The organism is Cellulomonas jepli (genome assembly GCF_047229345.1).
Lineage (GTDB): Bacteria > Actinomycetota > Actinomycetes > Actinomycetales > Cellulomonadaceae > Cellulomonas_A.
The window spans coordinates 1-21,984 of the sequence record NZ_JBFTER010000016.1; the positions used below are offsets into that span (position 1 = coordinate 1).

Annotated in this window: 20 protein-coding genes and 1 riboswitch; of the genes, 19 read left to right on the plus strand and 1 reads right to left on the minus strand. The window is 76.4% G+C overall.

Annotated features, from left to right (window positions below; genetic code table 11):
• The 10 genes from AB6N24_RS05835 to AB6N24_RS05880 all read left to right on the plus strand — a co-directional run.
• On the plus strand, positions 1–1,432 hold a 1,432-nt coding region (locus AB6N24_RS05835; RefSeq protein WP_412868482.1), incomplete at its 5' end, for an RsmB/NOP family class I SAM-dependent RNA methyltransferase.
• An 86-nt stretch (positions 1,433–1,518) separates the two neighbouring features.
• Positions 1,519–2,190: a ribulose-phosphate 3-epimerase gene (gene rpe, locus AB6N24_RS05840; RefSeq protein WP_412868483.1), complete on the plus strand. Its 672-nt coding sequence runs from the start codon at positions 1,519–1,521 to the stop codon at positions 2,188–2,190.
• A 326-nt stretch (positions 2,191–2,516) separates the two neighbouring features.
• Positions 2,517–2,651: riboswitch (FMN riboswitch) on the plus strand.
• 222 nt (positions 2,652–2,873) lie between these two features.
• Complete coding sequence (gene ribD, locus AB6N24_RS05845; RefSeq protein ID WP_412868531.1) at positions 2,874–3,998, plus strand: bifunctional diaminohydroxyphosphoribosylaminopyrimidine deaminase/5-amino-6-(5-phosphoribosylamino)uracil reductase RibD; 1,125 nt, start codon at positions 2,874–2,876, stop codon at positions 3,996–3,998.
• Entirely contained in the window at positions 3,998–4,642 is a 645-nt protein-coding gene (locus AB6N24_RS05850; RefSeq protein ID WP_412868484.1) for a riboflavin synthase, read from the plus strand. The genes ribD and AB6N24_RS05850 overlap by 1 nt, the downstream gene beginning before the upstream one ends.
• Entirely contained in the window at positions 4,639–6,114 is a 1,476-nt protein-coding gene (gene ribB / locus AB6N24_RS05855; protein ID WP_412868485.1) for a 3,4-dihydroxy-2-butanone-4-phosphate synthase, read from the plus strand. Before AB6N24_RS05850 ends, ribB begins: the two co-directional genes overlap by 4 nt.
• Complete coding sequence (gene ribH, locus AB6N24_RS05860; protein ID WP_412868486.1) at positions 6,111–6,605, plus strand: 6,7-dimethyl-8-ribityllumazine synthase; 495 nt, start codon at positions 6,111–6,113, stop codon at positions 6,603–6,605. The genes ribB and ribH overlap by 4 nt, the downstream gene beginning before the upstream one ends.
• Positions 6,605–7,315 carry a nicotinamide riboside transporter PnuC gene (gene pnuC / locus AB6N24_RS05865; RefSeq protein ID WP_412868532.1) on the plus strand — a complete coding sequence of 237 codons (711 nt, stop codon included), beginning with the start codon at positions 6,605–6,607 and terminating at the stop codon, positions 7,313–7,315. The genes ribH and pnuC overlap by 1 nt, the downstream gene beginning before the upstream one ends.
• 9 nt (positions 7,316–7,324) lie before the next feature.
• A complete protein-coding gene (locus tag AB6N24_RS05870) occupies positions 7,325–7,588 on the plus strand; it encodes a phosphoribosyl-ATP diphosphatase (protein ID WP_258723153.1) in 264 nt (87 codons plus the stop codon).
• An 86-nt stretch (positions 7,589–7,674) separates the two neighbouring features.
• A complete protein-coding gene (hisG, locus tag AB6N24_RS05875; RefSeq protein ID WP_412868487.1) occupies positions 7,675–8,523 on the plus strand; it encodes an ATP phosphoribosyltransferase in 849 nt (282 codons plus the stop codon).
• A 31-nt stretch (positions 8,524–8,554) separates the two neighbouring features.
• Positions 8,555–9,046: a PH domain-containing protein gene (locus tag AB6N24_RS05880; RefSeq protein WP_412868488.1), complete on the plus strand. Its 492-nt coding sequence runs from the start codon at positions 8,555–8,557 to the stop codon at positions 9,044–9,046.
• Positions 9,047–9,240: 194 nt separating this feature from the next.
• On the opposite strand, the gene AB6N24_RS05885 is transcribed toward AB6N24_RS05880, so the two are convergent.
• On the minus strand, positions 9,241–10,398 hold the full coding sequence (locus AB6N24_RS05885; RefSeq protein WP_412868489.1) for a DUF3866 family protein: 1,158 nt from the start codon (positions 10,396–10,398) through the stop codon (positions 9,241–9,243).
• Positions 10,399–10,431: 33 nt separating this feature from the next.
• Here AB6N24_RS05885 and AB6N24_RS05890 point away from each other — a divergent pair, with 33 nt between their 5' ends.
• From AB6N24_RS05890 to lnt, 9 genes are all read left to right on the plus strand, one after another.
• Complete coding sequence (locus AB6N24_RS05890; protein WP_412868490.1) at positions 10,432–11,463, plus strand: helix-turn-helix transcriptional regulator; 1,032 nt, start codon at positions 10,432–10,434, stop codon at positions 11,461–11,463.
• Positions 11,456–12,421: a helix-turn-helix transcriptional regulator gene (locus AB6N24_RS05895; protein ID WP_412868491.1), complete on the plus strand. Its 966-nt coding sequence runs from the start codon at positions 11,456–11,458 to the stop codon at positions 12,419–12,421. The genes AB6N24_RS05890 and AB6N24_RS05895 overlap by 8 nt, the downstream gene beginning before the upstream one ends.
• Positions 12,422–12,476: 55 nt before the next feature.
• On the plus strand, positions 12,477–12,803 hold the full coding sequence (locus AB6N24_RS05900; protein ID WP_412868492.1) for a hypothetical protein: 327 nt from the start codon (positions 12,477–12,479) through the stop codon (positions 12,801–12,803).
• An 81-nt stretch (positions 12,804–12,884) separates the two neighbouring features.
• A complete protein-coding gene (tatA, locus tag AB6N24_RS05905) occupies positions 12,885–13,211 on the plus strand; it encodes a Sec-independent protein translocase subunit TatA (protein ID WP_412868493.1) in 327 nt (108 codons plus the stop codon).
• 45 nt (positions 13,212–13,256) lie between these two features.
• Positions 13,257–14,042 carry a twin-arginine translocase subunit TatC gene (gene tatC, locus AB6N24_RS05910; RefSeq protein WP_412868494.1) on the plus strand — a complete coding sequence of 262 codons (786 nt, stop codon included), beginning with the start codon at positions 13,257–13,259 and terminating at the stop codon, positions 14,040–14,042.
• A gap of 111 nt (positions 14,043–14,153) precedes the next feature.
• The gene (locus AB6N24_RS05915; RefSeq protein WP_412868495.1) at positions 14,154–15,080 is read left to right on the plus strand and encodes a diacylglycerol/lipid kinase family protein; all 927 of its coding nucleotides are present in this window, start codon (positions 14,154–14,156) and stop codon (positions 15,078–15,080) included.
• Positions 15,081–15,089: 9 nt separating this feature from the next.
• On the plus strand, positions 15,090–18,053 hold the full coding sequence (locus tag AB6N24_RS05920; RefSeq protein ID WP_412868496.1) for a DEAD/DEAH box helicase: 2,964 nt from the start codon (positions 15,090–15,092) through the stop codon (positions 18,051–18,053).
• A gap of 122 nt (positions 18,054–18,175) precedes the next feature.
• Complete coding sequence (locus AB6N24_RS05925) at positions 18,176–19,837, plus strand: amidohydrolase (RefSeq protein ID WP_412868497.1); 1,662 nt, start codon at positions 18,176–18,178, stop codon at positions 19,835–19,837.
• Between the two features lie 371 nt (positions 19,838–20,208).
• Positions 20,209–21,774 (plus strand): apolipoprotein N-acyltransferase, encoded by a 1,566-nt coding sequence (gene lnt / locus AB6N24_RS05930; RefSeq protein WP_412868498.1) that lies wholly within the window; start codon positions 20,209–20,211, stop codon positions 21,772–21,774.
• The last annotated feature ends 210 nt before the right edge of the window (positions 21,775–21,984 follow it).

The window sequence follows — 21,984 nt, forward strand, 5'->3', positions numbered from 1 at the left end:
CTCCCGGACGGCCGCGGCGCCGTCGGCCCGTCGGCGCGCGGGCGACCCCGCGCGCGGCGCCGCGTACGACGTCCTGCGGGCCGTCGACACGAGCGACTCCTACGCCAACCTGGTGCTGCCGCCGCTGCTGCGCGAGCGCCGCGTCGCCGGGCGCGACGCGGCGTTCGCGACCGAGCTCGCCTACGGGACGCTGCGGCTGCGCGGGCGCTACGACGCCGTGATCGAGCTGTGCGCGTCGCGTCCCGCGGCGTCGATCGACCCGCCGGTGCTCGACCTCCTGCGCCTGGGGATGCACCAGGTGCTCGGGATGCGGGTGCCCGCGCACGCTGCCGTCTCGGAGACCGTCGGCCTGGCCCGCGAGCGCGCCGGGACCGGCGCGTCGCAGTTCGTCAACGCCGTCCTGCGTGCCGCGTCGCGCGAGCCGCTCGAGACGTGGCTCGACCGCGTCGCCGAGGCGGCCCAGCCCGCCGACGACACCACGCGGCTCGCGGTCACGCAGAGCCACCCGGCCTGGGTCGTGCGCGCGCTGCGTGAGGCCCTCGCCGGGTCCGGGCGCCCGGTCGGCGAGCTCGAGGACCTCCTGCGGGCGGACAACGAGGCCCCGCACGTGACGCTCGTCGCCCGCCCCGGCCTGGTCGACCCCGGCGAGCTCGCCGCGGACGCCGGCGCCCGCCCGGGCCGGTGGGCCCCGACTGCGCTCGTGCTCGACGGCGGCGGCGACCCCGCGGCGCTGGCCGCGGTCCGCGACGGGCGGGCAGGGGTGCAGGACGAGGGCAGCCAGCTCGTGACCCTCGCGCTCACCGGTGCCCCGCTCGACGGCCCGGACGAGCGATGGCTCGACCTGTGCGCGGGACCCGGGGGCAAGGCGGCCCTGCTCGGTGCGGTCGCCGCGCAGCGTGGGGCCCGGCTCGTCGCCAACGAGGTGCAGCCGCACCGCGCGCGCCTCGTCGAGCAGGCCGTCGCCGGCCTCCCCGCGGGGGCGGTCGAGCAGGTCCGCACCGGCGACGGGCGCACGCTGGGCACCGACGAGCCGGGCGCCTACGACCGGGTCCTCGTCGACGCACCGTGCACCGGCCTGGGGGCGCTGCGCCGGCGCCCCGAGTCACGCTGGCGGCGGACCCCGGCCGACCTCGCCGGACTCGCCGAGCTGCAGCGTGCGCTGCTCACGTCGGCGCTGGCGGCCGTCCGCGTCGGCGGCGTCGTGGCCTACGTGACGTGCTCCCCGCACCTCGCGGAGACCCAGCTCGTCGTCAAGGACGTCGTCCGGGCGCGCACGAAGGCCGGCGACGGGGTCGAGGTCCTCGACGCCCGTGCGGCGGTCCTGGCCGTGGCGCCCGCGATCGAGCTGCCGGAGCGCGACGACGTTCAGCTGTGGCCGCACGTGCACGGGACCGACGCCATGCACCTGACGCTGCTGCGGCGCACGTCCTGACCGGGGAGGCGGCCCGGGGCGCCACGGCGCGGGGGCCGGGGGCCGCCGGTCGGCGTGCGGTGCTGCCTCGTGACTAGGCTGACCGGGTGCGCGCGCTGATCAACCCGAGCATCCTGTCCGCCGACTTCGCCAACCTCGAGCGTGACCTCGCCGCGATCGCGGGCGCGGACTACGCGCACGTCGACGTGATGGACAACCACTTCGTGCCGAACCTCACGATCGGCCTGCCGGTCGTGCAGCGGCTCGTCGAGGCCTCGCCGGTCCCGGTCGACGTGCACCTGATGATCGAGGACCCGGACCGGTGGGCGCCCGCGTTCGCGGAGGCGGGTGCCGCGTCCGTGACGTTCCACGCGGAGGCCGCCCAGGCTCCGGTGCGCCTCGCCCGCGAGCTGCGCTCCCTCGGGGCGCGCGCCGCGGTGGCGGTGCGGCCCGCGACGCCCGTCGAGCCGTACCTCGACCTGCTCGACGAGCTCGACATGATCCTCGTGATGACGGTCGAGCCGGGGTTCGGTGGCCAGACGTTCATCGAGGGCACGCTCCCGAAGATCCGCCGGGCCCGCGCGGCGATCACCGCGGCCGGCGCGGACACGTGGATCCAGGTCGACGGCGGGGTGTCGCGCAGCACGATCGAGCGCGTCGCCGCGGCGGGGGCGAACGTCTTCGTCGCCGGGTCGGCGGTCTACGGGGCCGACGACGTCGCGGCGGAGATCGCCGCGCTGCGCGACCTCGCGGAGCAGGGGCTGCGCGCTGGGCAGTGACCGGCGCGGCGTGCCCGGCTCGGCCTGACTGGCGCGGCGTGTCCGGCGCCGGGTGACTGGCGCAGTCTGTCGGCGCAGCGTGACCGGCGCAGCCTGTCGGCGGGCCCTGTCCGGCCGAGCCGGTCCGGGCCGACGCGACCGGCGCAGCGTGTCCGGCGCGGCCTGAGCGTCCGCGCACGGCGTCGACGGCGGGGCGGCCCGCACGGCGGGACGGGGGACCGGGTCACGGTCCCGCGCGCCCGGGGCGGGGGAGTGTCGGCACCCGGACACCCCGGCGGGCGGGAATGCGGGGTGTGCCATGATCGTTGCTCAGCAAGAACACGCACACACGTGCTCCGGGGTCGGTGCAATTCCGAGCCGGCGGTGACAGTCCGCGACCCGTGAGGCTCCTCGTGAGCCGAGCGGTTGACCTGGTGGAACTCCGGGACCGACGGTGAAAGTCCGGATGGGAGGAGACGTGGCGTGCCCGCGGCCGACGGTCGCGTGCACGTGGCAGCGGCGACCCCTGGGGTCGTCCTCCGCCGAGACCCCGGAGCCCTGACCGGCACGGGAGGACGGCGATGGGCACCGAGACCCACCACGGCGCGACGCTCCTCGGCACGCCCGCCCGCACCGGGGCGCCCCGTCCCGCGCCGGGCGCTCCCGCGGAGCCCGCCGCGACACGCCCCGCACCGGGCGCGGCCATGACCCGCGCGGCCATGACCCCCGCGGCCGCGACCCCCGCGGAGACCGCCGCGATGCGCCACGCCCTCGACCTCGCCCGCCGGGGACCCGCCCACGGGCCGAACCCGCGGGTCGCCTGCGTGCTCCTCGCGCCGGGCGCCACCCTCGACCCGTCGGGAGCGCCGGACCCGGCCGCCGTCCTCGGCGAGGGCTGGCACCGGGGTGCCGGGACCGCGCACGCCAAGGTCGCGGCCCTGGCCGACGCCCGCCGCCGCGGCCACGACGTGCGCGGCGCGACCGCCGTGGTGACCCTCGAGCCGTGCGACCACACGGGCCGCACCGGCCCGTGCAGCGTCGCGCTCCTCGACGCGGGGGTCGCCCGCGTCGTGGTGTCCGTGGCCGACCCGAACCCGCAGGCCGCCGGGGGAGCGGACCGCCTGCGCGCCGCGGGCGTGGACGTCCACGTGGGCGTGCTCGCCGAGCAGGGCCGGCAGACCCTCGGGGCCTGGCTGCCCGCCGTCGAGCGCGCACGCCCGTTCGTCACGCTCAAGTTCGCCACGAGCCTCGACGGTCGCGTCGCCGCCGCGGACGGGTCGAGCCGCTGGATCACCTCCGCCCAGTCCCGCCGGCACGCGCACGACCTGCGCGCCGAGGTCGACGCGATCGTCGTCGGCACGGGCACCGCGCTCACCGACGACCCCTCGCTGACCGCCCGCACCGCGGACGGTGCCCTGACGCACCACCAGCCGCTGCGCGTCGTCGTCGGGCACCGTGACCTGCCCGCCGGCGCGCGCCTGCACGGCCCCGGCGGCGAGCTCGTGCACGTGCGCGCCCACGACCCCCACGAGGTGCTGCGCGTCCTGCACGGGCGCGAGGTGCGGCACGTCCTCGTCGAGGGCGGCCCGATGCTCGCCGCGGCGTTCCTGCGCGCCGGCCTCGTCGACGAGGTGCACGCGTACGTCGCACCCGTCCTGCTCGGCGCCGGGCGGCCCGCGCTCGCGGACCTCGGCGTCACCACGATCGCGGGCGCGCTGCGCCTGACCCCCCGCGAGGTGGTCCACCTCGGGCCCGACGTCCTCGTCGTGGCGACCCCGGACGCCCCCGCACCCCTGACCGGCACGAGCACGACCAACGAGGAGAGCTGATGTTCACAGGCATCGTCGAGGAGGTCGGCGCGGTCGTCGCGGTCGAGCCCGGCGCCCACGACGGCACCGCGGGCGGCGGCGAGGCGGACGCCCGCCTGACGGTCCGGGGGCCGCTCGTCGCGTCCGACGCGCGCCTCGGGGACTCCATCGCGGTGTCCGGGGTGTGCCTCACGGTCGCCGCCCTCGGTGACGACGGCACGTTCACCGTCGACGTCATGCCCGAGTCGCTGCGCCGCACCGCCCTCGGCGACCTGGTCGCCGGCAGCCCGGTGAACCTGGAGCGCGCCCTGCGGGCCGACGCACGCCTCGGCGGGCACGTCGTGCAGGGGCACGTCGACGGGGTCGGGACCATCCGCGCCCGCCGGCCCGGACCGCGGTGGGACGACGTGGAGGTCGAGCTCGACCCGCACCTCGCGCGGTACGTCGCGGAGAAGGGGTCGATCACCGTCTCCGGGGTCTCCCTGACGGTCACGCACGTGTCCGACGACGCGTTCGGCGTCTCGCTCATCCCCACGACGCTCGAGGCGACCACGCTCGGCGGCCTCGCGCCCGGCTCGCGCGTGAACCTCGAGGTCGACGTGCTCGCGAAGTACGTCGAGCGCCTGCTCGCGACCGGCACGGCGACCGGCAGGGTGAGCCGGTGAGCGCGCCCGTGCGCCTCGGCACCGTCGAGGACGCGCTCGAGGCGCTGCGCGCCGGCCGGCCGGTGCTCGTCGCCGACTCCCCGGAGCGGGAGAACGAGGCCGACGTCATCCTCGCCGCGCAGTCCGCGACCCCCGAGTGGGTCGCCTGGACGATCCGGCACTCCTCGGGCTACCTGTGCGCGCCCATGCCCGCCGCGCGCGCCGACGCCCTCGAGCTCCCGCTCATGGTCCCGCGCAGCGAGGACCCGCGCCGCACCGCCTACACCGTCACGGTCGACGCCGCGCGCGGGGTCACGACCGGCATCTCCGCCGCGGACCGCGCGCACACGCTGCGCACCCTCGCGGACCCCGCGTCGGGCCCCGAGTCCCTCATCCGCCCCGGACACGTCCTGCCGCTGCGGGCCGTCCCCGGCGGCGTGCTGCACCGGGCCGGGCACACCGAGGCCGCCGTCGACCTGTGCCGCCTCGCGGGTCTCGAGCCCGTCGGCGCGATCGCCGAGCTCGTCAACGACGACGGCACGATGGTCCGCCTCCCCGAGGCCGCCGGTCTCGCGGAGCGCGAGGGGCTCGTGCTGCTCACCATCGAGGACCTCGTCGCCTGGCGACGCACCCACGACCCCGTCGAGGCACCGGACGCCGCCGGCCGGGCCGGCGCCCCGCACGCGCCCACCCAGCCCCGCGTGCACCCGACCCACACCGCGTACCTGCCGACCCGCCACGGGGACTTCCGCATCCACGGGTACCGCGACCTGCGCACCGGCGCCGAGCACGTCGCGCTCGTCTCGACCGCGGGCCTCGCCGACGTCCCCGTCGTGCGGGTGCACTCCGAGTGCCTCACGGGCGACGCCTTCGGGTCCGCCCGCTGCGACTGCGGCCCCCAGCTCGACGCCGCCCTCGCGCTCGCGGCCCGCGACGGCGGCGCGGTCGTCTACCTGCGCGGGCACGAGGGCCGCGGCATCGGCCTGCTCGCGAAGGTCGCCGCCTACGCGCTGCAGGACGAGGGCCGCGACACCGTCGAGGCGAACCTCGACCTCGGCTGGCCCGCGGACCGCCGCGAGTACGGCGCCGCCGCCGCGATCCTCACCGACCTCGGGGTGACCCGCGTGCGGCTCCTGACGAACAACCCCGCGAAGGTCACCGGGCTGCAGGCCCACGGCGTCGCCGTCACCGAGGTCCGCGGCCTCGAGGTGGGCCGCACCCCGCACAACGAGGCCTACCTGCGCACCAAGGCCAGCGCCATGGGCCACGTGCTGCCCGGCCTCGACGCCCGCGGGATGCCCGCCCCCGACGCTCGGCCCCGCACCGTCGAGCCCGTGCACGTCGACCCGGTGCACGTCGACCCGGTGCACGCCTCCCCGCCGCGGCCGGGCACCGACACCGCCGACCACGTCCTCGACGGCGCGACCCGACCCACGGCCAGCACCGTCCCCACCCCCGTCCCGACCCCCACGAACCAGGAGACCCCCGCATGAGCGGCGCCGGAGCCCCCACCCTCACCGTCGACGGCAGCGGGCTGCGCGTCGTCGTCGTCGCCGCGAGCTGGCACACCGTCGTCATGGACGGCCTGCTCGCCGGCGCGCAGCGCGCGCTCGCGGACGCCCACGTGAGCGACGTGACCCTCGTGCGGGTCCCGGGCACGTTCGAGCTCCCCGTCGCCGCGAAGCACGCGGCCGAGCACGGCGCGGACGCCGTCGTCGCGCTCGGCGTCGTCATCCGCGGGGGGACACCGCACTTCGACTACGTGTGCCAGGCCGCGACCCTCGGGCTGACCGACGTCGCGGTCCGCACCGGCGTCCCGGTCGGCTTCGGGGTCCTCACGTGCGACGACGAGGCCCAGGCCCTCGACCGCGCGGGCCTGCCGGGGTCGCACGAGGACAAGGGCGCCGAGGCCGCGCAGGCCGCGGTCGCGACCGTCGTCGCGCTGCGCGGGTCGCTCGGGGCGCCGCTCGGGGGGGCCCGGTGATCGACTGGCTCTTCGACGCCCAGCTCGTCGTCGCGGGCGCGCCCATCCTCGTCCGCGAGGTCGTCGGCAACCTGTTCGGGCTCGCGTCCGCGGTGGGCGGCCTGCGCCGGCGGGTGTGGGCGTGGCCCGTCGGCATCGTCGGGAACGTCCTGCTGTTCACGGTGTTCCTGGGCGGGGTCTTCGACACCCCGCAGGCCAAGGACCTGTACGGGCAGGCCGGGCGGCAGGTCTTCTTCGTGGTCGTCGCGGTCTACGGGTGGGTGCGCTGGCGCCAGGCCCGCGGCGCCGGCGACGGCCCGGCGATCGTGCCGTCCTGGGCGGGCACGCGCGGCCGCGTCCAGCTGCTCGTCGCCGCCGTCGTCGGGACCGTCGTCACCGCTCTCGTCTTCCAGGCCCTCGGCTCGTGGGGACCGTGGGCCGACGCGTGGATCTTCACCGGCAGCCTGCTGGCGACCTACGGCATGGCCCGCGGGTGGACGGAGTTCTGGCTCGTGTGGATCGCGGTCGACGCCGTCGGCGTCCCGCTGCTGCTGCGCGCCGGGTACTACCCGTCGGCCGTGCTCTACGCCGTGTACGGGGGAGTCGTGCTCTACGGGTTCACCGTGTGGGTCCGCGCCCAGCGCACCGGGCAGGCCCAGGAGGTCACCGCGTCGGCCGGGGCGGGCACGCTCGCGGTGGACGCGCCCGCCCCCGAGCGCGCGGGCGTCTAGGCTCAGCGCGTGAAGACGTTCGACTCGCTGTTCGCCGAGCTGGCCGAGAAGGCCACCACCCGCCCCGCAGGATCCGGAACCGTCGCCGAGCTCGACGCCGGCGTCCACGCGATCGGCAAGAAGATCGTCGAGGAGGCCGCCGAGGTGTGGATGGCCGCCGAGCACGAGGGCGACGAGCGCACCGCCGAGGAGATCTCGCAGCTGCTCTACCACCTGCAGGTCCTCATGCTCGCGCGCGGCCTCACGCTCGAGGACGTCTACGCCCACCTCTGAGCCGCCCGCACGACCCCGGCCCGGACAGCCGCGCACCCGCCGCGCGCCCGGGCCGCCACCCGACCGAACCACCCCGTGAGGACCACGTGCTGAGGATCGCCGTCCCCAACAAGGGCTCCCTGTCCGAGCCCGCCGCCGACCTGCTCCGCGAGGCCGGCTACCGCCAGCGCCGCGACTCCCGCGAGCTCGTGCTGCCCGACCCCGACAACGACGTGGAGTTCTTCTTCCTGCGGCCCCGCGACATCGCGGTGTACGTGGGGGAGGGGACCGTCGACGTCGGCATCACCGGCCGGGACCTCCTGCTCGACTCCGCCTCGACCGCGACCGAGCACCTCCGCCTCGGCTTCGCGCGCTCGACGTTCCGCTTCGCCGCCCCCGCCGGCCAGCTCACCGACATCGCCCAGATCGCCGGGCACCGCGTCGCGACCTCCTACCCGGTGCTCGTCGCCGACTACCTGCGCGAGCGCGGCGTCGAGGTCTCCGGGATCGTGCGCCTCGACGGGGCGGTCGAGACGGCGATCCGCCTCGGTGTCGCCGACGTCATCGCCGACGTCGTCGAGACCGGCACCACGCTGCGCGCCGCCGGCCTGGAGATCTTCGGGGAGCCGATCCTGCGCTCCGAGGCCGTCCTGGTGCGCCGCGCCGACGGCGAGGAGCCCGCCGGGCTCGACGTGCTGACCCGCCGGATCCAGGGCGTCCTGACCGCCCAGCAGTACGTCCTCATGGACTACGACGTCCCGCTCGCGCTCGTCGACCAGGCCGTCGCGATCACCCCGGGGCTCGAGTCCCCGACCGTGTCCCCGCTGCACAACCGCGAGTGGGCCGCCGTGCGCGCCATGGTGCGGCGCGACGAGACCAACCGCGTCATGGACGCGTTGTACGACGTGGGCGCGCGCGCGATCCTGGTGACGTCGATCCACGCGTGCCGGCTCTGACCCCGCGGCACACCGCCCCAGGAGAGGGAGCATGACCAGCGGCGACCCCGACGCCGGACCCCACGCCGACCGCATCGCCGAGCTCTACGCGACGTTCCGTCCGCGGCTCGCGCGCCTCGTCACGCTCGCGCTCATGGTCCTCGTCCTCGGGCTCACCGCCGCCCTCGTCGTCGCCCTGCCGTCCATCGGGCCCGAGGGCGAGTCGTTCGGGGACCAGCTCGGCATGGGGCTGCTCGGCGCCGGGATCGCCTGGTTCTGCTGGCGGCAGGCCAGCGTCCAGGCGCGCGTCGACCGCGACGGCGTGACCGTCCGCAACCTGCTGCTCACCCGGCGGCTCACCTGGGCCGAGATCGTCTCCGTGCGGTTCGGCCAGGGCCGCCCCTGGGTGCAGCTCGACCTCGCCGACGGCGACACCCTCGCCGTCATGGGCGTGCAGCGCTCCGACGGCGCGTACGCCGACGCGCAGGCCCGGCGCTTCGCGACCCTCGTCGCCCTGCACTCCCGCACCCCGCGCGACGACTGACCGCAAGCCTCCGGCGCCACGCACCCCGCCGGACGACCGGGGCCTGCCTGGCGGCCCCACCCGGCTGCACGCCCGGTGGCCGCACCCCGCACCCCGCTTCGCGCCTGGTAGCGGGACCCGGCGTCACGCCGGCGGCCGCCCGTCGTGCTCCCGCACTCCCGCGCGACGACCGCGCCGGGCCCGCCCCGGCCCGCTCAGGCGCTCGCGGACCCCGCAGCGAGCCGCTCGGCGTGCACCCCGGCGGCCGCGACGGCGAGGAACGACGCCGGGTCCCTGTCGAGCCCGCGCCCCATCGTGGAGAGCCGCACGGGCGTCCCGCGCAGCGCCTCGAGCAGGTCCGGCCCGGTCGGCACGTCGACGAGCCGGTGCCGCCCCGTGGGAGCGGCGAGGACCCGGGTCTGCGCACGCACCCGGGCGTCGAGCTCGTCGAGCCCCGCCCCGGCGGCCGCGAGCCCGGGGACGACGACGTCGGCGGGCGAGAGCGCCACCCGCCCGTACGCGGTCGTGGAGTGGTGCGAGACGCCGAGGTGGCGCTCGCGCGCGTCCGCCCCGGAGACCCGCAGCGACGCCACGGCGCGCCCGCCGAGCACCCCGGCGGCGTTCACGGCCTCGCCGGCGGCGACCCCGGAGAATCCCCAGCGCGTCCCGGTGCCCAGGTTGCCCGGCCCCTGCGCGACGACGGCGAGGTCCGCGCCGGCGACGAGCCGGGCCGCGAGCAGGCCCGTGTGCACCGTGACGGCCTCGAGGTCGCCCCCGAACGCCTGCCCGGTCGTCACGCACGCCTCGATCCAGCCCGCGTCGCGCAGCCCCGCGACCGTCCGGGAGAACCACGCCGGCAGGGCGCCGCCGTCCGTCATCACGTAGACGACGCGCGGCTCGGGCCGCCCGTGCAGCGCCGCGGAGTGCCGGGCGCCCGCGACGACGGCCGGCAGCGCCGAGTGCAGGTCCGCGACCACGACGGGCAGCCCGGCGAGGTCGTCCGCGTCGCGCAGCACCTCGTGGTGCGCGGACTCCTGGTCGTCGACGCCGAGCACCGTGGCCTGCAGCGGGGTGTACCGGGCCTTGACCAGGTGCCCCGGCCCGGCCGGGGGGTCGGCGGGCACGCGGTCCGCGAGCGCGGCGACCATCGCGTAGCCGCCCGTCCCGAGCCCGCGCGCGAGCGCCGACACGTTGAGCAGCACCCGGTCGCCGACCTGCGGCTCCCCGACGAGGCCCGGGTACGCGAGCGCCCGCACCCGCCCGTCCGCGGGGAGCCCGCCGACCGGCTCGCCCTCGAGCTCGACCTGCATCTCGACCGCCCCCGGCCACGACGCGCCGCCCGACACCACGACACCCGCACGCCACGTGATCACCGCTGCAGGCTACCGGCGACTACGGTGGAGCCGATGCCCGACCAGATCCACCCCGCCGAACGGCTGCTCAACCTCGTCATCGCCCTGGTGAACACCTCGGGGCGCATGACGAAGGAGCAGATCCGTCGCAGCGTCGCGGGGTACGCCGACGCCCCGTCCGACGACGCGTTCGAACGCATGTTCGAGCGCGACAAGGACACGCTCCGTGACCTCGGCATCCCCGTGCTCACCGTCACCGGCGCCGGGCACGGCGACGACATCGGGTACCGGATCGACCAGGAGGCCTACGCCCTCCCGCCCGTCGACCTGACCGCCGCCGAGCTCGGGGTGCTCTCGCTCGCCTCGGAGTTCTGGCAGGACAAGTCCGTGCGCACCGACACCGAGCGGGCCCTGACCAAGCTCCGCGCCGTCGGCGACGCCCCCGAGGCGTCCGACCTCGTCGCCGGGCTCGCCCCCCGCGTGCGCGCCGCCGGGGGAGCGTTCGGCCCGCTGCTCGACGCCGTGCACGCCCGCCAGGCCGTCCGCTTCACCTACCGCGCCGCGAGCACCGGGGAGGTCCGCGAGCGCGTCGTCGAACCCTGGAAGCTCCTCGCCCGGCGCGGCGGCTGGTTCCTCGTCGGCCACGACCGCGACCGCGACGCCCCCCGCTCCTTCCGGCTCAGCCGCATCGAGGGCAAGGTCCGCACCGTCGGCGCCCCCGGCGCGTTCCCCGAGCCGGACCCCGCGCGCCTCGGCACCGCCCTGCACAGCTGGGCCGCGGGGGAGGAGCGCATCGCGACCCTCGCCATCCGCCCCGAGCGCGCCGAGGCGCTGCGCGTGCGCGCCGTCCGCACCCCCGCCACCACGCCCGACGACGTCGACCTCGCCGACCCGCGCGTCGCCGCCGTCCTCGCCGACCGCGACGTCGTCCGCATCCCCTTCACCGCCCTGTGGGACCTCGCCGAGGAGATCGTCGGCTACGGCGACGCCGTCGTCGTGCTCGCCCCCGAACCCCTGCGCGCGACCGTCCTGCGCCTCCTGCGCACCGCCGCCGAGCTCGTCACCCGGGGGGCCGACCATGGCTGAACGCGCGAGCGACCGCCTCCTGCGCATGCTCGGCATGATCACCTACCTCGACCGCCACGCCGGCGTCCCCGTCGAGCAGGTCGCCGAGCAGTTCGGCGTCACCCCCGCGCAGGTCATCGACGACGTCGACACCCTCTGGATGACCGGCACCCCCGGGTACTTCCCGCACGACCTCATCGACTTCGACGCCGCGTCCTACGAGGCCGGCGTCGTCCGCCTCACCGAGTCCCGCGGCATGACCCGCCCCCTGCGCCTCGGCACCCGCGAGGCCGTCGCGCTCGTCGCCGCCCTGCGCGCCATGGAGGAGGCCCTCGGCCCCCGCCTCGAACCCGCTCGCGCCGCCGTCCTGTCCTCCGCCCTCGCCAAGCTCACCGCCGCCACCGGGGAGGCAGCCGCGACCATCGACGTCCGGCTCGCCGTCGACGGCGCCCCCGAGGTCGTCGAGGCCCTCTCCGCCGCACTGCGCGACTCCCGCCGCCTGCGCCTGCGCTACGTCAACGCCGCCGACGTCGCCAGCACCCGCGACGTCGACCCCGTCCGCCTCGTCACCGACGACGAGCGCTCCTACCTGCTCGCCTGGTGCCTGCGCGCCGACGACGAACGCCTCTTCCGCGTCGACCGCATCCTGCGCGCCGAGGTCCTCGACGAACCCGCCCGGCCCCACCGCGTGCGCGCCGACGCCGACGTCTTCCGCCCCGACCCCGCCGGCGGTCTCGTCACCCTGCACCTGACCAGCCAGGGCCGCTGGGTCGCCGAGAACGTCCCCGTCGAGGCCGTCCGCAACCACGACGACGGCACCTTCGAGGTCGACCTGCGCATCGCCAACCGCGCGTTCCTGCGCCACCTCCTCCTCCAGGCCGCCGACGACATCCTCGAGGTCCGCCCCGCCGACGCCGCCGCCGACGTCTCCGCGGTCGCCCGCGCCGCCCTCGACGCCTACGGCCCCCTCGCGGACTGACCCCCCGTCGGCCCGGCACGCGTCCCGGCACCGGACTGACGACTACGCTGGCCCGATGCTCTGGTTCCTCGTCTGGACGGTCCTCGTCCTCGCCGCCGTGGCCGGCGCCGTCCTCCTCGGCCGCAGCCTCTGGCGCAAGGTCCAGGACCTCGGGGCCGCGGCCGCGGAGGCCTCCGACGTGCTCGGACGGCTCGCCGACCAGGTCGACGCGCTCGCGGACGCCGCGGGGCAGCCCGAGCCGGTGCGCGCGCAGCTGGTCGACGACACGGACGTCCTCCGGGAGCGCCTCGCGGAGCTGCGTCGCGCCGCCGCGGGTCGGCGTGCGGTGCGCCGCCTGCAGCACGAGGAGACGTACGCACGGTGGCGGGCGTACAGCCGCTGAACAGATCGCCGGATCGACGGTCGAAGCGCTTCGACGGGGTTAGGATCGTCTGACCCACCGATGTTCGAGGGAGAGCACCCCATGTTCGGCAACGCTGTGAAGCCCACGCACATCCTGATCCTGGTGATCGTGATCATCCTGCTGTTCGGGGCGAAGCGGCTTCCCGACCTCGCGCGCAGCGTCGGCCAGTCCCTGAAGATCTTCAAGAGCGAGGTCAAGGACCTCACCGACGACAAGGACAAGGGAACCCCCGCGGCGCCGGTCGCCGGGACGCCCGCGAGCTACACGACGCCCGCGACGCCGCCCGCCCCGTACGCGAACGGCTCGATCCCCGATCCCGTCGTCGCTGCGGAGCCCGTGCGCCCGGCCGAGCCGCCCGTCGAGGGCGGCGGCCAGCCCCGGGCCTGACGCGTCGTGCCTGCTGAGCGCCGCCGGGGCGAACCCGGCGGCCGGATGCCGCTGCGCGAGCACCTCCTCGAGCTCCGCAAGCGGCTCTTCCTCGCGGCGTGCGGGCTCGTGCTCGGCGCCGTCGCGGGGTGGCTGCTGTTCGACCCGGTCTTCGAGGCGCTCCAGGAGCCGCTGCTCGACGCCGCGGCCGACCGTGGCGCCTCCGCCTCCGTCAACTTCGGTGGCCTGGCGACGGCGTTCGACATGCGGGTCAAGGTCTCGCTGTTCCTCGGCGCGATCCTCACGAGCCCGTGGTGGCTCTACCAGCTGTGGGCGTTCGTGACCCCCGGGCTCACCCGGCGCGAGCGGCTCTACGCGGTGGGCTTCGTCGCCGCCGCCGTCCCGCTGTTCCTGAGCGGCTCGTTCCTCGCGTGGACGACGCTCCCCGCGGCGGTCCGGGTCCTCACCGACTTCATCCCCGAGGACTCGACCAACCTCGTCGACGCCCAGACGTACCTGAGCTTCGTCATGCGCTTCATCCTGGCGTTCGGCGTCGCGTTCGTGCTCCCGGTCATCATGGTGTGCCTCAACCTGGCCGGGCTCGTGCGGGCCGCGACGTGGGGCCACGGCTGGCGCTGGGCGGTGCTGCTGGCGTTCGTCTTCGCCGCGGTGATGACCCCGACGCCGGACGCGGTGACGATGATCGTCATGGCCCTGCCCATCTGCGGGCTCTACTTCCTGGCGCTCGGCATCTGCCTGCTGCACGACCGGCGCGTCGACCGCAAGCGGCTCGCGGAGGGCCTCCCGCGGCTCGACGGCTCGGTCCCCGGCGAGGGCCTGACCACGTCGTGAGCGGCGCGCGCACCGCGCCGCGGTCGCGTCGATGAGCCGGCAGGGCGCCACGCCGCCGGCCCGGCGCCCTCCCGCGTCCGCCGGTCGCCTCCCGGCCGCCGGACGGGCCGCGTGAGCCGCCTCGGCGTCGTCGTGAACCCCACCGCGGCTCGTGGGCGGGGTGCGCGCGTCGGAGCAGGAACGGTCGCGCGGCTGCGGACGCGCGGGCACATCGTCGTCGACCTGTCGGCCCCCGACGCGGAGCGGGCGCGTGCCGCCGCGCGCCACGCCGCGGTCGAGGGGCTCGACGCTCTCGTCGTCGTGGGAGGCGACGGCATGGTGCACCTCGGCGCGAACGTCGTCGCCGACACCGACCTCCCGCTCGCGATCGTGCCCGCCGGCACGGGCAACGACCTGGCCCGGGCGCTCGGGATACCGCAGCGCGGCGTGGAGGAGCACGTCGCGGCGATCGAGCGCGGGCTCGACCACGGCCCCCGGTCCATCGACGCCGTGAGCGCCGGCCCGCCCGAGCACGCCGCGCGCGAATGGTACGTGGGGGTGCTCTCGTGCGGCATCGACGCCGCCGTCAACGCCCGCGCCAACGCCCTCACCTGGCCGCGGGGCAGCGCACGCTACGTCCGCGCCCTCGCGGGCGAGCTCGCGCGCTTCCGGCCCTACGGCTACCGGCTGACCCTCGACGACGGGGTGTGGGAGTCCGCCGGGACTCTCGTCGCCGTCGCGAACGCCCCGTGGTTCGGCGGCGGCGTGCACATCGCTCCCGGCGCGGTCCTCGACGACGGCCTGCTCGACGTCGTCGTCGCCGGGCCGTTCACGAAGGCCGGCGTCGTGCGCATCTTCCCCGGCATGTACGCCGGCCGGCACGTGACGCACCCCGCCGTGCAGGTCATGCGCTCCAGGTCGGTGCTGATCGAGCCCGTCGAGCGGCTCGGCGCCGAGCCCCCGCACGCGTTCGCCGACGGCGAGCGCCTCGGCCCCCTCCCGCTGCGCGCCGACGTGCACCCGGGCGCTGTCCGGGTGCTCGGGGGCACCAGCGCCTAGGGTTGTGGAGTGGCACGCACCGAACGATCGCGACCCGCGTCGCACGCAGCAGCAGGTTCGACCGCGCCGTCCCCGGCCGAGCGGTACGCGGCGGCCCGGCGGCGCACCGCGGCGGAACGCACCGAGCTCGCCCGGTTCGCCGAGGGCTTCGAGTTCGGCCTCGACCCGTTCCAGGTCGAGGCGTGCGAGGCCGTGGAACGCGGCAGCGGCGTGCTCGTCGCGGCGCCGACCGGTGCGGGCAAGACGGTCGTCGGCGAGTTCGCGGTGCACCTCGCGCTCGCGTCAGGGCGCAAGGCGTTCTACACGACCCCGATCAAGGCGCTCTCGAACCAGAAGTACGCGGACCTCGCGCGGCGGCACGGCGCGGACAATGTCGGCCTGCTCACGGGCGACACCTCGGTCAACGGCGACGCGCCCGTGGTCGTCATGACCACCGAGGTGCTGCGGAACATGCTCTACGCGGGCTCGCGCGCGCTCGACGGGCTGGGCTACGTCGTGATGGACGAGGTGCACTACCTCGCCGACCGCTTCCGCGGCCCGGTCTGGGAGGAGGTGATCATCCACCTGCCTGACGACGTCCAGCTCGTGTCGCTGTCGGCCACCGTCTCGAACGCCGAGGAGTTCGGCGACTGGCTCACGATGGTCCGCGGCGACACCCAGGTCGTCGTCAGCGAGCGCCGGCCGGTCCCACTGTGGCAGCACGTGCTGATCCGTGGCGACCTGCTCGACCTCTACGCCGGCCAGGTCGACCCGACCGACCCCGGGCCGAACCCGCCGATCAACCCGGAGATCACGCACCTCCTGCGCCGGCAGGAGCGCATCGACGGACCGCACCGCGGCCGGCGGGGTCCCGGCGACCGCGGGTTCCGTGGCCGGGGTCACGGGCCGTCGAACGCGCTGGGCGGGAACCGGCCGACGCCGCGGTTCGCGGTCGTCGACGTGCTCGAGCAGGCCGAGCTGCTCCCCGCCATCTTCTTCATCTTCTCGCGCGCCGGGTGCGAGGGCGCCGTCTCGCAGTGCCTCGCGGCCGGGCTGCGGCTGACCACCCCGGCGCACGAGGCCGAGATCCGGCGGGTCGTGGAGGAGCGGTGCGCGTCGATCCCGCCCGAGGACCTCGAGGTGCTCGGGTACTGGGCGTTCACCGAGGCGCTCGCTCGCGGCATCGCGGCGCACCACGCGGGGATGCTCCCGGTGTTCAAGGAGACGGTCGAGCACCTGTTCGCGCGCGGGCTCGTGCGGGTCGTGTTCGCGACCGAGACGCTCGCGCTCGGCATCAACATGCCCGCCCGCTCGGTCGTGCTCGAGAAGCTCGTGAAGTGGGACGGGTCCAACCACGTCGACATGACGCCGGGGGAGTACACGCAGCTCACCGGGCGGGCGGGGCGCCGCGGCATCGACGTCGACGGGCACGCGGTCGTCGTCGAGCACCCCGGGCTCGACCCGGTGGCCCTCGCCGGCCTCGCGTCCAAGCGCCTGTACCCCCTGAAGTCGAGCTTCCGGCCCACGTACAACATGGCCGTCAACCTCGTCGCGCAGGTCGGCCGGGACCGCGCACGCGAGGTGCTCGAGACGTCGTTCGCGCAGTTCCAGGCGGACCGCGGCGTCGTCGGGCTCGCCCGGCAGGCGCAGGCGCACACCGAGGCGCTCGACGGGTACGCGAAGGCGATGAGCTGCCACCTCGGGGACTTCTCCGAGTACGCGGGCATCCGCCGGGCGATCACCGCACGTGAGCGGGCGATCGCCAAGGAGTCGTCCGCCGCGCGGCGCGCCGACGTGGTCCGCTCGCTCGAGGGCCTGCGGGTCGGCGACGTCGTCGAGGTGCCGTGGGGCCGCCGAGGCGCGCACGCGGTGGTGCTCGACCCCGGGACGGCCGGCGGGTTCGACGGTCCCCGCCCGACGGTCCTGACGACCGACCGGCAGGTCCGGCGGCTCGCCGTCGCCGACGTCGGCAGCGGCGTGACGACCGTCGGGCACCTGCGGGTGCCCAAGGGCTTCAACGGGCGCGTCGCCGCCGCCCGGCGTGACCTCGCGGCGACGCTGCGGGACTTCGTCGTCGAGCTGCCGTCCGCAGACGGCACGCGGCGCGACGGGGGCCGTCGGGCGCGCGGGAGGTCCGGCGCCCGCGAGGACGCCACGCTCGACGAGCTGCGCCGCCGGCTCCGCGCGCACCCGTGCCACCAGTGCCCCGACCGGGAGGAGCACGCACGCTGGGCGGAGCGCTGGGAGCGCCTGCGTGCCGAGCACGACTCCCTCGTGCGCCGCATCGAGGGGCGCACCGGGTCGATCGCCAAGGTCTTCGACCGCACGTGCGACGTCCTGCTCCGGCTCGGCTACCTCACGACCGCCGAGCCCGAGCCCGCCAGCGCGCCCGGCACCCCGGAGGACGGCGACGGTGCGTGGCCGCCCGTGCCGGTCCGGGGGTCGGTCGCCGGACGCCCGGGCGCCGGCACGCGCACCGTGGTGACCCCGGACGGCCGGTGGCTGCGCCGGCTCTACGCCGAGAACGACCTGCTGCTCGCCGAGTGCCTGCGCCGGGGGGCCTGGGACGAGCTCGACGCCCCCGGCCTCGCCGCCGCGGTGTCCGCCCTGGTCTACTCGGCGCGGCGTGACGACCGCGAGGCCGAGCCGGGCATCCCCGGGGGGCCGGCGGGCACGCTCGGGCGTGCGCTCGACGAGACCGTCCGGATCTGGTCGGAGCTCGAGGACCTCGAGCGGGAGCACCGCCTCGAGACCCTCGCGCCGCCCGACCTCGGCCTGGTGCAGTCGATCCACCGGTGGGCGGCGGGCCGCAGCCTCGACGCGGTGCTGCGCGGCAGCGAGCTCGCGGCGGGCGACTTCGTGCGCTGGTGCAAGCAGGTCATCGACCTGCTCGACCAGCTCGCGCAGTCGGCACCCGACCCGCACGTGCGGCAGACGGCGGGACGCGCGGTCGGAGCGCTTCGCCGGGGCGTGGTCTCCTACTCGTCGCTGTGAGCCGCCTGTGAGGTGCCTGGGACGGGCGCCAGCGACCGGGGGAGGACGCTGCTCGGCCCCCGTGCCCGCTCGTGCAGGCTCCTTCGCAGGTCAGGCGCGGTGAACCTGGCTATCGTGCGGGTGTGACCTCCACCCTGTACCGGCGCGGCGTCGTCCACTCGTCCGCGGACCCCTTCGCCGAGGCGCTCGTCGTCGAGGACGGGACCATCGTGTGGATCGGTGCCGACGACACCGCCGACGGGCTCGCGGACCGTGCCGACGAGGTCGTCGACCTCGACGGCGCACTCGTCGCCCCCGCGTTCGTCGACGCGCACGCCCACGTGCTCGAGACCGGCTTCGCGCTCGAGGGCGTGGACCTCTCGGCCGCGGCCGGCGTGACGTCGCTCGCCGACGCGCTCGACGCCGTGCACGCCGCCGCCGAGGACGTCCGCGCCACGGGTGGCGAGCGCGCCGGCCTCCCGCTCCTCGGTCACGGCTGGGACGAGCTGGCCTGGCCCGAGGGCCGTGCGCCCACGCGCGACGAGCTCGACCGCGCCGCGGGCGGCGCACCCGTCTACCTCGCCCGCGTCGACGTGCACTCGGCCGTCGTCTCGACGTCCTTCGCCGAGGCGCTCGGGCTCCCGGCGCTGCGCGGCTGGCGCGACGACGGCCTCGTGACGCTCGACTCGCACCACGCGGCGCGCGACGCTGCCCGGGACGTCGACGCGGCCCGTCGCGACGCTCTCTACGCGCGCGTGCTGCGCACCGCAGCCGCCGCGGGCATCGTCGCCCTGCACGAGCACAGCGCGCCGCACGTCGACACCCGCGAGGGCCTCGTGGCGCTGCTCGGGATGACGACCGAGGCCGGGTCCGGCCTGCCGCACGTCGTCGGCTACCGCGCCGAGCTGTGCGTCACGAGCGACGACGCCCGCGACCTCCTCGCAGCGATCCCCGGGCTGACGGGGATCGGGGGCGACCTGTCGGTCGACGGCTCGCTCGGCTCCCGCACCGCCGCGCTGCGCTCCCCGTACGCGGACGCCCCGGCCGGCACCGAGCACCCCCGCGGCGTCCTGCACCTCAGCGCCGGCGAGGTGAGCAACCACGTCGCCGCGGTCACGCGCGCGGGCTCGCACGCCGCCTTCCACGTCATCGGCGACCGAGCGATGGACGAGGTCCTCGTGGGCCTGCGCGCCGCCGTCGACGTCGAGGGGGTCGGTGCGATCCGCGGCGCGGGCCACCGGCTCGAGCACGCGTCGATGATCGACGCCCCGACGCTCGCGGCGCTCGTGCTCCTCGGCGTGCGGGTCAGCACCCAGCCCGCGTTCGACGCCGCGTGGGGCGGTACCGGCGGCATGTACTCCCGGCGCCTCGGCGAGGGGCGCTCCGACGCCCTGCACCCGCTGGCCGACCTCGCCGCCGCGGGCATCCCGCTGGCGTTCGGGTCCGACTCGCCCGTCACGCCGTTCGACCCCTGGGGGGCCGTGCGCGCGGCGGTGACGCACCACGCCCCCGACCAGCGCATCTCCGCGCGCGCGGCGTTCCGTGCGCACACGCGCGGCGGCTGGCGTGCCGCCGGACTCGACCACACCGGCGCGGGGGAGATCCGGCTCGGCGCACCCGCGCACCTCGCCGTGTGGCGGGCCGAGCACCTCACCGTCCAGGCCGCCGACGGCCGGGTCTCCGCGTGGAGCACCGACGCCCGCGCGGGCACACCGCTCCTGCCCGACGTCAGCCCCGGCGCCCCGGCGCCCCGCTGCCTGCGCACGGTGCGTGCGGGCGTCGTCCTGCACGACGAGCTCGGCTGACCGCACCGCAGCGCCACCCCAACGGGCGGACGTGTCGACCGTCACGCCGACACACCGAGCGACACGCCGGGACCACCCGGCACGACACGCCGGGACGGGCCGCGCTGACCAGCCGCTAGACGCATGACCTGCGACGACGCGGCCTTGACACGTGCTGAGCAGCCGGTAGGTTCACGTGGTGTTCCGCTCTGGCGGACGACGGTCGGTCCGGAGATGCGTTGAGCACCCAGGGCCCGCCGCCCGTACAGGAGGACCCGGCTGGGCCCGCGTGTTCAGTAGAAAACGTACGCCGCACCACACGGTCGTGGCGTCCGGCACGAAGGACACGCGGGCCGGTCGGCCGGGTCACCCGGCTGACGTAGGCTTCTGCGGTGCCAGCCCGAGAGCCCTCGCGAGCGCTCAGCCTCGTGCTCGCCGCCGTCGGTGGTGTGCTCGCCTGGGCGGCGTTCCCCGACCTCGGGTGGTGGGGGACGGCCTACCTCGCCGTCGCCGCCCTGTTCCTCGCGATGCGACGCGACAGCGCCCGGTGGAACGCCCTGCTCGGCCTCGTCTGGGGCCTCGTCTTCTTCCTCCCGCACATCGCGTGGGCCGACTACGCCGTCGGCCCGGTGCCGTGGGTCGCCCTGTCCGTCGTCGAGGCCGGCTTCGTCGCGCTGTTCGGTGCCGCGTGGACCTGGGCCCGGCGCGGCAACGCGGTGTGGCGCAACGCCGGGCTGCAGACGATCGTGTTCGCGGTGCTCTGGGTCGCCGTCGAGGAGCTGCGGTCGGCCTGGCCCTTCGGCGGCTTCCCCTGGGGCCGGCTCGCGTTCTCCCAGGCGGACTCCCCGGTCCTCGCCTACGCCTCGTGGGGCGGAGCGCCCCTCCTGTCGCTCCTCACCGCCGCGATCGGCGTCCTGCTCGCCCTCGCGGTCCTCGCCGCGCGTCGGCTCGCGGTCGGCAGCACGGCGCTGCGGGTCGGTGCCGCGCTCGCGATCGTCGTCGGTGCGCTCCTGGTGCCGCTCCCGTCGGACGCGGAGTCCGGGCGCCTGGAGGTCGGGGCCGTGCAGGGCAACGTCCCGACGCCCGGCCTGGACGCGTTCGCCCAGCAGCGCGAGGTGCTGCACAACCACGCGGTCGGGACCCACGCGCTGCTCGAGCAGGTCGAGCCCGGCGAGCTCGACCTCGTGCTGTGGCCCGAGAACGGGACCGACGTCGACCCGCAGGTGGACGCCGAGGCCGCAGAGGAGATCGACGCCGCGGCGCGGGCCGTCGGGGCGCCGATGCTCGTCGGGACGGTCGAGTACCCCGAGTCGGGGGGCCGGTACAACACCGCCGTCTTGTGGGTCCCCGCACAAGGCGTCGTGGCCACGTACTCGAAGCAGCACCCCGCGCCGTTCGCCGAGTACATCCCGCTCCGGTCGCTCGTCCGGCCGTTCTCGTCCGCGGTCGACCTCGTCCGCAACGACATGCTCCCGGGCACGAAGGTCGGTCTGGTCCCGCTCGAGTCCGAGCGGCTCGGCCGCGTCGTCGGGATCGGTGACGTCATCTGCTTCGAGGTCGCGTACGACGCGCTGCCCCGTGACGCCGTCCGGGCGGGCGCCGAGGTGCTCGTCGTGCAGACCAACAACGCGTCCTTCGGCTACACGGCCGAGTCGACGCAGCAGCTCGCGATGTCCCGCGTGCGGGCCGTCGAGCACGGTCGGGCGACCGTGCAGATCTCGACGGTCGGGGTAAGCGCGGTGATCCAGCCGAACGGCGTCGTCAGCGAGCAGACCGGACTGTTCACCGCCGAGCAGCTGGTCGCGTCGCTGCCGCTGCGCGACTCCCTCACGCTCGCGTCCCGGCTCGGCGGGTGGCCGGCGTGGGTCGTCGACGTGCTGGCTCTGTGCATGGTGGTGACGGGGATGGCGGGTGCGCGGCGGATCCGGCGTGGGGAGCGACCGGACGGCGTCGGCTGAGGCCCGGGCGGACGCACGCCGGGGCGTCGGCGGAGGACTCGCGGCGCACGACGGCGGGGGAGGGCACGAGTCGGCGCCCGCCGCGCCAGTGAGGGAGCGCACGACCCCGTGCGCGCCGCGCCGGCGCGCACGGACGACCCGCAAGGGCCGCACGGCGAAGGGCGGGTACCGGCAGCTGCCGGTACCCGCCCTTCGTGGATCCTCACCTCA